9 protein-coding genes are annotated in these 14,325 nt (G+C 72.2%); 4 read left to right on the forward strand and 5 right to left on the reverse strand.

Annotated features, from left to right (window positions below):
• A partial coding sequence (gene gatB / locus ACFWTE_RS17275; protein ID WP_378780504.1) for an Asp-tRNA(Asn)/Glu-tRNA(Gln) amidotransferase subunit GatB occupies positions 1 to 1,358 on the reverse strand: 1,358 nt, incomplete at its 3' end.
• Between the two features lie 331 nt (positions 1,359 to 1,689).
• Between gatB and ACFWTE_RS17280 the strand changes: the two genes are divergently transcribed.
• From ACFWTE_RS17280 to ACFWTE_RS17295, 4 genes are all read left to right on the forward strand, one after another.
• Positions 1,690 to 2,859: a thioester domain-containing protein gene (locus ACFWTE_RS17280; RefSeq protein WP_378780460.1), complete on the forward strand. Its 1,170-nt coding sequence runs from the start codon at positions 1,690 to 1,692 to the stop codon at positions 2,857 to 2,859.
• A 411-nt stretch (positions 2,860 to 3,270) separates the two neighbouring features.
• The gene (locus tag ACFWTE_RS17285; protein WP_378780462.1) at positions 3,271 to 4,476 is read left to right on the forward strand and encodes a thioester domain-containing protein; all 1,206 of its coding nucleotides are present in this window, start codon (positions 3,271 to 3,273) and stop codon (positions 4,474 to 4,476) included.
• 463 nt (positions 4,477 to 4,939) lie between these two features.
• Positions 4,940 to 6,154: a Cys-Gln thioester bond-forming surface protein gene (locus tag ACFWTE_RS17290; RefSeq protein ID WP_378780463.1), complete on the forward strand. Its 1,215-nt coding sequence runs from the start codon at positions 4,940 to 4,942 to the stop codon at positions 6,152 to 6,154.
• 294 nt (positions 6,155 to 6,448) lie between these two features.
• Positions 6,449 to 7,624, forward strand: a complete 1,176-nt coding sequence (locus ACFWTE_RS17295; protein ID WP_378780464.1) for a thioester domain-containing protein — start codon at positions 6,449 to 6,451, stop codon at positions 7,622 to 7,624.
• Between the two features lie 116 nt (positions 7,625 to 7,740).
• Here the strand turns inward: ACFWTE_RS17295 and gatA are convergent, their stop codons facing one another.
• The 4 genes from gatA to ligA all read right to left on the reverse strand — a co-directional run bounded on the left by gatA (position 7,741) and on the right by ligA (position 14,322).
• Complete coding sequence (gene gatA / locus ACFWTE_RS17300) at positions 7,741 to 9,237, reverse strand: Asp-tRNA(Asn)/Glu-tRNA(Gln) amidotransferase subunit GatA (protein WP_378780465.1); 1,497 nt, start codon at positions 9,235 to 9,237, stop codon at positions 7,741 to 7,743.
• 3 nt (positions 9,238 to 9,240) lie between these two features.
• A complete protein-coding gene (gatC, locus tag ACFWTE_RS17305; RefSeq protein ID WP_378780467.1) occupies positions 9,241 to 9,540 on the reverse strand; it encodes an Asp-tRNA(Asn)/Glu-tRNA(Gln) amidotransferase subunit GatC in 300 nt (99 codons plus the stop codon).
• A gap of 135 nt (positions 9,541 to 9,675) precedes the next feature.
• The gene (locus ACFWTE_RS17310) at positions 9,676 to 11,724 is read right to left on the reverse strand and encodes a putative bifunctional diguanylate cyclase/phosphodiesterase (protein WP_378780469.1); all 2,049 of its coding nucleotides are present in this window, start codon (positions 11,722 to 11,724) and stop codon (positions 9,676 to 9,678) included.
• Positions 11,725 to 12,039: 315 nt separating this feature from the next.
• Complete coding sequence (ligA, locus tag ACFWTE_RS17315; protein WP_378780470.1) at positions 12,040 to 14,322, reverse strand: NAD-dependent DNA ligase LigA; 2,283 nt, start codon at positions 14,320 to 14,322, stop codon at positions 12,040 to 12,042.
• Positions 14,323 to 14,325: the final 3 nt, after the last annotated feature.

Below are 14,325 nucleotides of genomic sequence, written 5' to 3' on the forward strand. Positions count from 1 at the left end.
AGGTTCTTGGCGATCGCCTCGTCCACGGCGGCGCCCAGCGCGCCGTCGTCGCTGACGACCTGGAGCCCGCGCGCCCGGACCACCTCGTCGGGCCCGCCCTCACCGGCCAGCACACCCTCCACGACCTGGCGGGCGAGCTTGTTGGTCAGCGTGCCCTCGGCCACCAGCGCGATGATCCGGGCGACTTGGTCCGGGGAGACGGGCAGGGCGCCCAGCTCGACCTCCTGCTCGGTGGCGCGGCGGGACAGCTCGTTGAGCCACAGCTTGCGGGCCTCGGCGGACGGCGCCCCGGCGGCCACGGTCGCCTCGACCAGCTCGATCGCCCCGGCGTTGACCAGGTCGCGCAGCTCGGTGTCGCTGAGGTCCCACTCGGCCTTGACCCGGGCCCGCTGGGCCGCGGGCAGCTCCGGGAGGGTGGCGCGCAGCTGGTCGATCCACTCCTCGGACGGGGCGACCGGAACGAGGTCGGGGTCCGGGAAGTACCGGTAGTCCTGTGCCTCCTCCTTGGAGCGGCCGGAGATGCTGCGCCCGGTGTTCTCCTGGAAGTGGCGGGTCTCCTGCACGACCCGGTGCCCGGCGTCGAGGACGCCCGCCTGGCGCTCGATCTCGGAGCGCACGGCGCGCTCGACGGAGCGCAGCGAGTTGACGTTCTTGGTCTCGCTCCGGGTCCCCCACTCGCTGGTGCCGACCGGCTGGATGGACACGTTCACGTCGCAGCGCATGGAGCCCTCCTCCATGCGCACGTCGGAGATGCCCAGGGAACGGACCAGGTCGCGCAGCTCGGCGGCGTAGGCGCGCGCCACCAGGGGCGCGAGGTCGCCGGTACCGGCGATGGGCCGGGTGACGATCTCCAGCAGCGGGATGCCCGCGCGGTTGTAGTCGACGATCGAGTAGGTGGCGCCGTGGATGCGACCGGTCGCGCCTCCCACGTGGGAGGTCTTGCCGGTGTCCTCCTCCATGTGGACGCGCTCGATCTCCACCCGGAACTCGCGCGGGCCGTCGGGTGTGTCGACGGTGACGTCGAGGTGGCCGTCCACGCAGATCGGCTCGTCGTACTGCGAGATCTGGTAGTTCTTCGGCATGTCCGGATAGAAGTAGTTCTTCCGGGCGAACCGGCCCCAGGGCGCGATGGAGCAGTTCAGCGCCAGCCCCAGGCGGATCGCGCCCTCGACGGCCTTCTCGTTGACGACCGGGAGGGAACCCGGGAACGCGAGGCAGACAGGGCACACCTGCGTGTTCGGCTCGGCGCCGAACCCGGTGGGGCAGGAGCAGAACATCTTGGAGGCGGTGCCCAGCTCGATGTGGGTCTCCAGTCCGAGTACGGGCTCGTACCTGGTCAGCGCCTGCTCGTAGGCCACCGGGGTGGGTTCGCCACCGCTCTTGGCAGGGCTGGGAGCTACCGCGTGGTCCATCGCCGCAAACCCGTTTCCGTAGAGGACATACCTTCCAGGTCAGCCTACCGAGCGCGCGGAGGTGGAGCGCCCGGTCCTGCGGCGGGGGCGCCTTCCGGGAGGCCCGCCGGCGGCGCGACCTGCGTCTGCGGAGGTCACGGCGAGTACACGATTGGGCTGCTGTCCAGGCGTCAAACGATCACATAGCGTGCTTGGCCGTTAGTGTGGGGTTCCCAGGAAGATGATTTCGCCGGTCGGCCCCGACGGCCCTCCGTCCTTCGCACGGGAGCGCAAGAGCATGTCCGGCATCCTGCTTCGGTGCGCCGTGCTGCTGTCCTCTGCCGCCCTGACGGGCGTTCTGGTCAGCGCACCGGCCGCTGACGCCGACGAATTCTCACGTGTGGACCGCGACCCCGTCGAGGGAGCGTCACTCGTCCTCGCCGACGGCCACGAGGCCGACACGGCGCTCTTCAGCCTGCGCGTGGCCGACCAGGCGTCGGTCCGGGCCTACGCCGCCCAGGCCGACGAGGAGGTCCGGCCCCGCACCGCCTACGTCGAGTCTGCGTGGTCGGACAACCCGGGGTGGACCGGGGCCGGCCAGGGCGCGGACCCGGCCGACCGCGCGAACTGGATCGTCTCCCACTCGTATCCGACCGTCGACCTCCCACTCCTGACACGGGTGACCGGGTTGGTCCAGCTGGACGAGCGGCAGGCCATCGCGGGTACCCAGGCCGCCCTGTGGCACGTGCTCGACGGGGCGGAGCCGGACCCCCTCGCGAACGACCTCGCGGTCGTCGCCCTCTACGAGTTCCTGGTGGCGGGCAGCGAGGCGGCCACCGGCAACGCGACGACCCGCTCGGTCGAGGTCTCCCCCTCCCACGTGGAGGCGGTCGCGCCCGACGCGCCCCTGGGACCGCTCACGGTGAACAGCGCCGGCCCGGACCCGGCCCAGGTGTCGGTCCGCGGCGCTCCCGCGTCATGGCTGGTGGACGGGGACGGCGACCAGGTGACCCAGGCCTCCGACGGCGACGAGCTCTTCCTCGACGTGGACCCGTCGGTCCCGGCCGGGGTGGTGACCCTGCACGTGCTCGGCCTGGACGTGCCGCTGCCCGAGGGCCGGCTGTTCACCGGCCGGGACGGTGTGCGCACCCAGCCCCTGGTGACCGCCGAGGAGGTGGCCGCGACGAGTTCGACCACCGCGACGATCACCTGGCACCCGGAGCAGACCGCGGAGCCGAGCTCCGAGGAGACCCTGGAGCCCACCCCGACGGAGGCGCCCCCGGCTCGCGGGGAGGCCCCTGACGACGGCCCCACCGAGGTGGCGACACCTGCGGGAGCGGATGACCGAATCCCGGAGGACGGTCTGGCGCGCACCGGCACCTGGCTGTCCGGTCTACTCATCATCGCGGGCGCCCTGGTGGTATCCGGCCTGCTCATCCTGGTTCTGGGTCGTCAACGACGCGGTTAATCCCGGACGACACGGCCGTCCCCGGACTTTCGATCCATAACATCGGGTCATAATGCGGATTTGCCCAGCTCGGATTTTTTCCTGCCCGTATCACGTCACATTTTCAGCGAACCGGGTTGGAAGTGGCGAGGGGGGTCGCTAGTATCGGCCGGGCGGTTGGCATTCCACGGCGAGCGCGGCCCGCTCCCGCGTCACAGCGAGCCCTCACCGGACGATCGCGCCCACCCCACACGGCGCCACGTCCCAGACCCCGACGTGGTGACCCCGGAACGGGCGAACGCACACGACCGAATCCAGCTTTTCCCCTGACCCCGTCGTGCGCCGTTGCCCACCGCAACCGTCCCACCGGCCCGTTCGGCCTCTTGGACGGGTATTCCATCCGGTAACCCCTAGAAGACACCGGGACACAACTTGACTAACTCCTCATTCCCCCGCACCGTCGGGCGCGCGGGCCTGGCGGCCTCCGCCGCGGCGTTCCTGGCCTTCGGCCTGGCCGCTCCGGCCGCCGCCGACCCCGTGGAGACCTACGAGGGTTCCGTCCGCGGCCAGTACGTCGGCAACGCGGAGAACGGCACCAGCGTGAAGGTCGGCGGTGAGAACACGCGGACCAGCCTGTTCAACCTGGAGCTGGAGGACGGCACCGTCCTCACCACGTACTGCATCGACTTCCGGACCCGCATCATCAGCGATGCCTGGTACCGCGAGGACAAGTGGGAGAACTACCCCGGTAAGGGCGACTTCGCCGAACCCGGCAAGGTCCACTGGATCCTCCAGAACTCCTACCCGGCCCTGAGCGCCGAGGAGCTGGGCGCCGCAGCCGGCGTCGAGGGCCTCAGCGCCGAGGACGCCCTGGGCGGCACCCAGGCCGCCATCTGGCACTTCAGCAACGACATGGCCCTCGACGGCGACAACAACGCCGCCGTCACCGGCGTCTACGAGTACCTCATCGGCGAAGCCAAGGACCTGCCGCAGACCTCCGAGCCCGACGCGGCCCTGAGCATCACCCCGGGCACCGCCTCCGGCACCGCGGGTGAGACCGTCGGCGAGTTCACCGTCGAGACGAACGCCGCCGAGATCCCCGTCGTCCTGGACGCGCCCGGGGGCGTCACCCTGGTCGACATCGAGACCGGCGAGTCGGTCGAGACGGTCGAGAGCGGCGACACGGTCGGGTTCGCCGTCCCCGCCGGCACCGCCGCGGGCGAGGCCTCCTTCTCCCTGGAGACCACCGCCACCGTCGCCACCGGCCGCCTGTTCAAGGGTGAGTCGGACGAGCCCACCCAGACCCTCATCACCGCCCAGGGCGGCCAGACCACCGTGTCCGCCTCCGCCTCCGCCACCTGGGAGGAGGGCGGCGAGACCACGCCGCCCACCGACGAGCCCAGCGAGCCGTCCGAGGAGCCCAGCGAGCCGGAGGCCCCGGCCCCGAGCCCCAGCGACGAGCCCAGCGAAACCCCGTCGGCCCCCGCTGACGACAGCAACCAGCCCACCCTGCCGGTCACCGGTGGCGCCTTGGCCGGCCTGGTCGCCGCGGGCATCGCCGCGCTCGGCGCCGGCGGTGGAGCCATCTACCTGAGCCGCAAGCGCAAGGCCGCCAGCACCGAGGGCCTGGAGGGCTAACCCCCTCCGCCGCCTCCGAGCGGTGGCACCCGAGGGCCCGTCCCCGTGGAAGACCACGGGAACGGGCCCTTCGCATGCCCGGGGTGGAAGGGCCCCGCCGAGGAAACTTTCGAAAAACCCGAGGTCGTGGCCGGATGAGGACAACCGGAAGCGCGAGTTCCACGTCTTATCTACGCACCACTTTCGTCCCAACCGTGCGCGGCACGGCCATCGGGCCGCACCAGGGTGGGGACGACGGTGCGCATCACCCACAACCCACTCGGCTCTGCTGTGTCCCGGGCGTAGACCCGCCACCGGCCGTCCAGGAGACGTGCGCGCCCCACCGGGCTCCGCTCCTTCCCCTCCTTCGTGGCAGCCCCGCTCCCCGGCGCCGTTCCCGGCACCACCCCGTGAGCCGGCTCCACCGGCCCGCCCCCGGACCCGGACCCGTCCGCCGACACCGCAGAACCCCACAGGAAAAGACGTGACACACGTGTCCCTCCCCCGCACTGCCGGGCGCGCGACCCTCGCCGCCTCCGCCGCCGCACTCCTGGCCTTCGGCCTGGCCGCTCCGGCCGCCGCCGACCCCGCCGAGGTCTACGAGGGCTCCGTCCGCGCGCGGTACGTCGACAACGCCCAGAACGGTGAGACCGTCACCGTGAACGGTTCGAGCGTCGGCACGAGCCTGTTCAACCTCGAACTTGAGGACGGCACGGTCCTCACCACGTACTGCATCGACCTCGAGACGGACATCATCGGCGGCGCCTGGTACCGCGAGGACAAGTGGGAGAACTACCCCGGTAAGGGTGACTTCGCCGCCCCCGGCAAGGTCCACTGGATCCTCCAGAATTCCTACCCGACCGTGTCGGCCGCCGATCTGGGCCAGGCTGCCGGGCTGGGCCGCCGCGCCTCCGAGGCCGAGGCGCTCGCCGCGACCCAGGCCGCGATCTGGCACTTCACGAACGGCGCCACCCTCGGACGCGCCCCCGGCAACACGACCAGGATCTACGACCACCTCGTCGAGAGCGCCGAGGAGCTGCCGCAGGAGCCCGGGGCCACGCTGGGTATCACCCCCGAGACCGCTTCCGGCTCCGCGGGTGAGACCGTCGGCGAGTTCACCGTCGAGACGAGCGCCACCGCCATCGAGGTCGACCTGGAGGCGCCCGAGGGCGTCACCCTGGTCGACATCGAGACCGGTGAGTCGGTCGAGACGGTCGAGAGCGGCGACACGGTCGGGTTCGCCGTCCCCGCCGGCACCGCCGCGGGCGAGGCCTCCTTCTCCCTGGAAGCCACCGCCACCGTCGCCACCGGCCGCCTGTTCAAGGGCGAGTCGGACGAGCCCACCCAGACCCTCATCACCGCCCAGGGCGGCGAGACCACCGTGTCCGCCTCCGCCTCCGCCACCTGGGAGGAGGGCGGCGAGACCACGCCGCCCACCGAGGAGCCGTCGGAGGAGCCCACCGAGGAGCCGTCCGGGGAGCCCGGCGAGCCGGAGGCCCCGGCCCCGAGCCCCAGCGACGAGCCCAGCGAAACCCCGTCGGCCCCCGCTGACGACAGCAACCAGCCCACCCTGCCGGTCACCGGTGGCGCCCTGGCCGGCCTGGTCGCCGCGGGCATCGCCGCACTCGGCGCCGGCGGTGGAGCCATCTACCTGAGCCGCAAGCGCAAGGCCGCCGCCTCCGAGAGCCTGGAGGGCTAACCCCCTCCGCCGCCTCCGAGCGGTGGCACCCGAGGGCCCGTCCCCGTGGAAGACCACGGGAACGGGCCCTTTTCCGTTCACACCGTGACCGGTTCCGGACACACCGCGATTATTCCGCTACACCGGGTTGGAGGGGCCGGGACCGGTCACTACCATCGGCCGGGTACGCCCGCCCCCACCTCGACCGGAACTCCCCTGCGCGCCCCGCTCCCGTGGTTGTTCCTCCCCTCTGCCCTCCCGTGCCGCACCGGCCCCGGCCCGCCCCCTCGGCACGGCGGAACCACAGGAAGCGACGTGACGCACGTGCCCATCCCCCGCCCCGGTCCCGCACGCGCCGTCCTCGCGGCCGGCGCCGCGGCCGCGCTCGCCCTCGGCCCCGCCGTACCCGCCACCGCCCTACCGACCGAACCCCGGGTCTACTCGGTGCGCGGACAGTACACCGGCGTCGCGGAGCACGGCCACGCCGTCACCATGAGGGGCGAGACGTACACGACCACGAGCACGTTCAACGTGGACCTGGAAGGCGACCAGCTCCTCACCACCTACTGCATCGACTTCCGCACCGGCATCGTCGCCGACTCCTGGTACCGCGAGGACCGGTGGGACACCTACCCGGGCGAGGGCGACTTCGCCGAGCCCGGCAGGGTGCACTGGATCCTCCTCAACTCGTATCCGGTCACCGGCATCCGTGACCTGCGCGGGGCCACGGGGATCGCGGGCGTGGACGAGGCCGAGGCACTGACCGCGACCCAGGCGGCGATCTGGCACTTCAGCAACGGCCTGGAGCTGGAGGAGGTCCACCAGGGACCGAACCTGGGCGGGAAGGTCGTCGAGAGCAACGTCGTCAGGCTCTACGAGCACCTGGTGGAGAACGCGGAGGACCTCCCCCACGAGCCGGGGTCGGCGCTGACCGTCAGTCCCGACCGGGACTCCGGGCTGGCCGGGGAGACCGTCGGCGGGTTCACCGTGGAGACCAGCGCCGAGGACGTCCCGGTGACCGTGGACGCCCCCGAGGGCGTGGAGCTGGTGGACGTCGCGACGGGTGAACCCGTCACCGGGGTCGACGACGGTGACACGGTCGGCTTCGCCGTCCCCGCGGACACCGGGGCGGGCGAGGCGTCCTTCACCCTGGAGGCCGAGGCCACCGTGCAGACGGGGCGCCTGTTCAAGGGCGAGGACTCCAACGCCCCGACCCAGACCCTGATCACCGCCCAGGACAGCGAGATCGCCGTGTCGGAGACGGCCTCCGTGGCCTGGGACGAGGAGGGCGGGACACCGCCGCCGGTCGAGTCCACCGAGGAGCCCGCCCTCGCGGCGGCCCCGGCCCCGGACGACCGGTCGCTGCCCCTGACCGGCGGTGCAGTCACCGCCCTGGTCGTGGCGGGCATGGCCGCCCTGGGCGGCGGAGCCGTTCTCGTGTCCCTGGCCCGCAGGCGCAGGGCCGCGGGGGAGGGCGGGACCGCCGGGTAGGCGGCGGTCGCCACTCTGCTCGCCCGGCCCCGACCCGCCACCGGCCCGACGAACACGTGTGCCCGCCGACCCGAAGGGCGGCGGGCACACGGGGTGCCGCTGAAGACGTCCGGCGTCTACCCGACCGCGTAGGGGCTGCGGGCGAGCAGGGCGCCGTCGCGCTCGGTCAGCGCGCGCTCGACCGCCGCGGCCACACGGTAGGTCCGGTCGTCGGCGAGCGGCGGGGCCATGATCTGGAACCCGACGGGGAGGCCGTCCTCGGGGGCCAGGCCGCACGGGACCGACAGCGACGCGTTCCCGGCCAGGTTGGACGGGATCGTGCACAGGTCGGCCAGGTACATGGCCATCGGGTCCTCGGAGCGCTCACCGATCGGGAACGCCGTGGTCGGCGTGGTCGGTGAGACCAGCACGTCGACGCTCTCGAACGCGGCGTCGAAGTCGCGCTTGATCAGCGTGCGCACCTGCTGGGCGCTGCCGTAGTAGGCGTCGTAGTAGCCGCTCGACAGGGCGTAGGTGCCCAGCATGATGCGGCGCTTGACCTCGGGGCCGAAGCCCTGCGCACGGGTCAGCGACATGACCTCCTCGGCGCTGCGCGTGCCGTCGTCGCCCACCCGCAGGCCGTAGCGCATGGCGTCGAAGCGGGCCAGGTTGGACGAGCACTCGCTGGGCGCGATGAGGTAGTACGCCGACAGGGCGGCGTCGAAGCTCGGGCAGGACACCTCGACGACCTTGGCGCCCAGGGACTCCAGCAGCTCCACGGTCTCGCGGAAGCGTTGGCGCACACCGGGCTGGAAGCCGTCGCTGTCCAGCTCCTTGACCACGCCGACGCGCAGGCCGTCGACGTCACCCAGGCGTGCGGCGTCCACGACCGGCGGCACCGGGGCGTCGATGGAGGTGGAGTCGCGCGGGTCGTGGCCGGAGAACGCCTCGTGGAGGAGGGCGGCGTCGAGCACGTTGCGCGCGAACGGGCCCGGGGTGTCCAGGGACGACGCGAACGCGATCATCCCGTAGCGGGACGCGCCCCCGTAGGTGGGCTTGGCGCCGACCAGCCCGCACAGGGCGGCGGGCTGGCGGATGGAGCCGCCGGTGTCGGTGCCGGTGGCCAGGGGCGCCTCGAACGCGGCGACGGCCGCGGAGGAGCCGCCGGAGGAGCCGCCGGGGATGCGGTCGGTGTCCCACGGGTTGCGGGTGACCTGGTAGGCGGAGTTCTCCGTGGAGGAGCCCATCGCGAACTCGTCCATGTTGGTCTTGCCCAGGATGACCAGGCCGGCCTCGCGCAGGCGCGCGGTGACGGTGGCGTCGTAGGGCGGCTGCCAGCCCTCCAGGATCTTGGAGGCGGCCGTGGTGGGCATGTCCTTGGTGGTGAACACGTCCTTGTGGGCGACCGGCACGCCGGCGAGCGGTCCCAGTTCCTCACCGGCGGCGCGGCGGGCGTCGACCGCGCGTGCCTGGTCGAGGGCGGTCTCGCGGCGCACGTGCAGGAAGGCCTTGATCTCGCCGTCCACGGCCTCGATGCGGTCCAGGTAGGCGGTGGTGACCTCCTCGGAGGTCATCTCGCCCGCCTTGATGGCCGAGCCGAGTTCGGCGGCGGTCAGGCAGGTGAAGTCGCTCATCTACTACTCACCCTCTTCGAGGATCCGCGGGACCCGGAACCGCTGTTCCTCCACCGCCGGGGCCCCGGCCAGGGCCTGCTCGGGGGTGAGACCGGGCCTGGCCTCGTCGGGGCGGTAGACGTTGGTCAGCGGCAGGGCGTGCGAGCTGGGCGGGATGTCGCCCTGGGCGACCTCCTGCACCTTGGCCACGGCGGTGAGGATGTCACCGAGCTGGGCGGCGAGCGTGTCGAGCTCGCCCTCGTCGAGCGCCAGCCGCGACAACCGGGCGAGGTGTGCGACCTCATCGCGGGTGATGGCGGTCATGAATGCGGAACCGTTTCTTCGGCGGAAGGACTATCGGGTCAATCCTATGGCGTTTTCCGGGGCCGCAGCCCGTCGGCGGTGACGCCCTCGGCGCGGTCTTCGCGGGGACGGGGAGGCCCCCGCGGGCAGGCGGGGTCAGACCCGGCTGTCGGCCGGGGTACCGCCCTCGTGGGCGGACACCCAGGCGACGACCTCGTCGGCCGTCAGCGGGGGCGAGTAGTGGTTCCCCTGGGCGGCGTGGCAGCCGGTGGTCCGGGCGGCGACGGCGAGCGCCCGGCTCTGCACGCCCCCGGCGGTCGCGCGCATGCCCAGCGCCCTGACCAGGGCGATGGCGGCCCCTACGACGGTGTGGCCGTTGTCGGAGCCGTCCACGAGGCGGGTGGTGAAGGACTCGTGGATCTTCACCTCGTCCAGGGGGAGCCCTGCGAGCTGGGCCAGGGTGAAGTGGCCGGTCCCGAAGTCGTCGAGGGACAGGCCGACGCCGAGGCCGCGCAGCCGCAGGACGGCGGCCGTGGCGGCGTCGGTGTCGCTGATGAGGGCCCGCTCACCGATCTCCAGGACGAGCTCCGCGGGCGGCACCCCGTGCTCGCGCAGCGCTGCGGCGACGGTGGCGGGTAGTTCGGGGTCGAGGAGTTCGCGGACGCCGAGGTTGACGGCGACGGGCAGGTGGAGGCCCTCCTCGCGCCACTGGGCGGCGCGGGCCAGGGTGATGTCGAGGACCTGCTCCGTGAACGCGCGGAACAGGTTGGAGTGCTCGACCACCGGCATGAACTCCTCGGGTGCGAGCAGGCCGCGGGTGGGGTGGTGCCACCGGGCAAGTGCCTCCAGTCCGACGACCCGCCCGTCGTCGAGGGACACCTTGGGCTGGTAGTACATCTCCAACGCGCCCTCGGCCAGACCGCGGCGGAGCTCGCTGTAGAGGCTGAGCCTGGCGGTGGAGTTGCGGTCCTTGCCGGGGTCGTAGGACTCGACTCCGGTGCGGGCGGCCTTGGCGACGTACATGGCGACGTCGGCGCGCTGCATGAGGAGTGCGAAGTCGGGTGCGTCGTGGGGGAAGAGCGCGATCCCGATGCTGGCCTCCAGGTCGAAGTCCATGCCGTCGAGGCGCACGGGCTCGGCGAGGGCGCCGCGCAGGCGGGCGGCGACCTCGCGGGCGGCGGAGGTGTCGCGGACCTGGGGCAGGAGCACGGCGAACTCGTCACCGCCGAGCCGGGCGACGAGGTCGCCGGGGCGCACGCTGTGGGTGAGCCGGTAGGCCACGGTCTGCAGGAGCCGGTCGCCGGTGGGGTGGCCGAGGGTGTCGTTGACCTCCTTGAACCGGTCGAGGTCGAGCAGGAGCAGGCCGACGCTCCCGCCCCGCTGGTGGGCGTGGGTGATCTCCTGGTGGGACCGGACGGTGAGGAGCTTGCGGTTGGCCAGCCCGGTGAGCTCGTCGTGGTTGGCCTGGTGGTCGCGCTTCACCGACAGCATGGCGCTGGTGTAGAGGGCGCCGAGCGGGAAGGCGAACAGGGGCACGTAGAGGACCGAGTGGGCGGTGGCGACGACGACGAGCGGGGCGAGGCTGATGAGGACGCCGCTGACGTAGACCTGCTGGCCGATCCCCTTGAACAGGATCTGTCTGAGCGGGACGCGTTCGTGCATGGCCACCGCGCAGACGACCAGGACACGGTTGACCGCGAAGTAGGCGGTCCCGGCCAGGGCGACGGCGATGAGCTCGCCCGCCGCGGGGGCGGGGTTGTCTGCGACGAAGCCGGGCAGGGCGAGGCGCAGGGCGGCGTCGGCGACACCCAGGGAGAGGGTGTACTGGGCGGCGTTGAAGGCGGTGCGGTGGGGCGCGTGGCCGCGCGCGAACCCGGCGACGGTCGTGGCGGCCGCCTGGACCAGGGCGGCGACGGGCAGGCCGAGGAGGAGGACGAGCGCGAAGGAGAAGGGCAGCGACGTGGGCGCACCGCTGCCGGGTGACTGTCCGGGCATGGTGATGGGACGGAGCTCTCCGAGGACGATCATGCAGAGCAGGACCCAGGTGAGCGGCTCGCCGGCAAGGCCGCGGAGCTCGTCGGCTCCCAGACCGAGGCTGGAGACGACGAGCAGGCCCGCACCGGCGACCGTGGTGCCCAGCATGTACAGCCAGAGCGGTGTCCCGGCACGGGGACCGATGTCCCTGGTGCTGATGGGGTCCTTCATCCGTGGTCCTCGTGAGGGGCCGTGGGGCGGTGACGGCGCGGCGTCACCGGTCCCGCGCTCAGGGTTCCCCGGATCCGGCCACCCCTCATGACCGAATCCGGGTTTTGGATGTGTCCAGATCCAACGCGTTCATGTCCAGCTTACGCGGCTTCGTCACCAACTGTCGTTTGCCCGGAACTATCAGTTAACCAAGGTGTGGGTCGCGTGGGGTGGGGGACGCACAAAATGGAACTCCGACCCGCTGTGATCACCCCGCAGCCCTCTGCTGTTCCACGGGCTGCGGGGCGACCGGAACGGACCCCGCGGCACCGGCTGCTAGGCGTCAGCCCCCTCGGGAGCCGTGCTCCGGGCTGCGGCGTCCTCGGCGTCCTCGCCGCTTCCGGAGGCCGCCTCCTCCTCGGGCGAGCGGTTGATCCGCGCCTTGGCCGCCGCCTCGGCGCCCTCCCGCAGGAGCACCTGGAACCCCTGCTCGTCCAGGACCGGCACGCCCAGTTTGACGGCCTTGTCGTACTTGGAGCCGGGACTGTCGCCCACCACGACGAAACCGGTCTTCTTGGACACCGACGCCGTCGCTCGGCCGCCGCGCTCGGCGACGGCCTCCTTGGCCCCGTCCCGGGTGAACCCCTCCAGGGAACCGGTCACCACCACGGTGACCCCGTCCAGGAACCGCGAACCGAACTCGGGTTCCTCGTCCTCCATGCGCACCCCGGCCGCCGCCCACTTGCGGACGATCTCGGTGTGCCAGTCCACGGAGAACCACTCGCGGATCGACGCGGCGATGGTCGGCCCGACCCCGTCCACCGACGCCAGCTCCTCCTCGGTGGCCCCGCGGATGGCGTCCATGGAGCGGAAGTGGCGGGCGAGGTCCTCGGCCGCGCGCGGGCCCACGTGCCGGATCGACAGAGCCACGAGCACCCGCCACAGCGGCTTGGCCTTGGCCTCCTCCAGCTCGTCGAACAGCTTCTCGACCGTCTTCTTGGGCTCGCCCTTGAGGTTGGCGAAGAAGGACACCACCTTGGGGTCGCCGGTCTTGGCGTCGGTCTTGGGCTCGGTGGTGTCCGGGTCGAGCACGTGCGTGCGGATGGGCAGCAGCTGGTCGACGGTCAGGTCGAACAGGTCTCCCTCGTCCCGCAGCGGGGCCTGCGCGGGCTCCAGCGGCTGGGTCAGGGCGGTGGCCGCCACGTAGCCGAGCGCCTCGATGTCCAGGGCCTTGCGGCTGGCGATGAAGGCCACCCGCTCGCGCAGCTGTCCGGGGCAGGAGCGGGCGTTGGGGCACCGCAGGTCGACGTCGCCCTCCTTCTGCTGGCCGAGCGGGGTGTCGCACTCGGGGCAGCGCTCGGGCATGACGAACTCGCGTTCGCTGCCGTCGCGGCGTTCCAGGACGGGGCCGACGATCTCGGGGATGACGTCGCCCGCCTTGCGCAGCACCACGGTGTCGCCGATGCGCACGCCCTTGCGCGCGACCTCCTGGGCGTTGTGCAAAGTGGCGAACTCGACCTCGGAGCCGGCCACGACCACCGGCTCCATGACGCCGTAAGGGGTGACGCGCCCGGTCCGGCCCACGCCCACCTTGATGTCCACGAGCCGGGTGGTGACCTCCTCCGGCGGGTACTTGTAGGCGATCGCCCAGCGCGGGGCCCGGCTCGTGGAGCCGAGCCTGCGCTGGAGCGCGAAGTCGTCCACCTTGATGACGATGCCGTCGATCTCGTAGGCGGGCTCGTGGCGGTGCGCCGCGTAGTACGCGACGTACTCGCGCACCCCGTCCATCGTCGCCACGACCTTGTAGCGGTCGCTGAGCGGCAGTCCCCACTCCCCCAGCAGCGCGTAGGCCTGCGACTGGCTGGTGAACGCGACGTCAGCGCCCCCGTCCGCGGCGGGGGTGTAGGCGCCGACCCCGTGCACGATCATCGACAGCGGCCGGGTCGCGGTGACCCGGGGGTCCTTCTGGCGCAGCGAGCCGGCGGCGGCGTTGCGGGGGTTGGCGAAGGGGGTGTGCTCGCCGGTCTCGGTGATCCGCTTGTTGAGTGCCTCGAAGTCCTCCACCGGGAGGAAGACCTCTCCGCGCACCTCCAGCAGCTCGGGGGCGGGGCGCACGTCCTCGCTGAGCCGCTCGGGGACGACCCCGATGGTGCGGACGTTGAGGGTGATGTCCTCGCCCACGCGGCCGTCTCCGCGTGTGGCGGCGCGCACGAGACGGCCCCGCTCGTAGACCAGGTCGACGGCCAGCCCGTCGATCTTGAGCTCGCAGAGGTAGGCGCCGACCGGCACCTCGGCGGCGGAGCGGTCACCCCAGGCGTTGAGCTCGTCGGTGTCGAACGCGTTGCCCAGGCTCTCCATCCGCACGAGGTGCTCGACCTCGGCGAAGTCGACGCTGATGGGAGCGCCGACCTTCTGGGTGGGTGAGTCCTGCGTGACGAGGAGGGGGTGCCGGTCCTCGATGCCGCGCAGCTCGCCCATGAGCGTGTCGTACTCGGCGTCGGAGACGATCGGCTTGCCCAGGTAGTAGCGGTAGCTGTGGTCGTCCAGGTCCCGGCACAGCTCCTCGTGGCGGGCGCGTACCTCGTCGGGGATGTCGGTGGTGTTGTCGGGCGCGCTCACTCG

Source organism: Nocardiopsis sp. NPDC058631 (assembly GCF_042716955.1).
Lineage (GTDB): Bacteria > Actinomycetota > Actinomycetes > Streptosporangiales > Streptosporangiaceae > Nocardiopsis.

Excerpts from the sequence above, each read along its gene's own strand:
- gatA (WP_378780465.1), bottom strand. The coding sequence starts at position 9,237 with ATGAGCGACTTCACCTGCCTGACCGCCGCCGAACTCGGCTCGGCCATC.
- ACFWTE_RS17280 (WP_378780460.1), top strand. The coding sequence starts at position 1,690 with ATGTCCGGCATCCTGCTTCGGTGCGCCGTGCTGCTGTCCTCTGCCGCC.
- gatC (WP_378780467.1), bottom strand. The coding sequence starts at position 9,540 with ATGACCGCCATCACCCGCGATGAGGTCGCACACCTCGCCCGGTTGTCG.
- ACFWTE_RS17310 (WP_378780469.1), bottom strand. The coding sequence starts at position 11,724 with ATGAAGGACCCCATCAGCACCAGGGACATCGGTCCCCGTGCCGGGACA.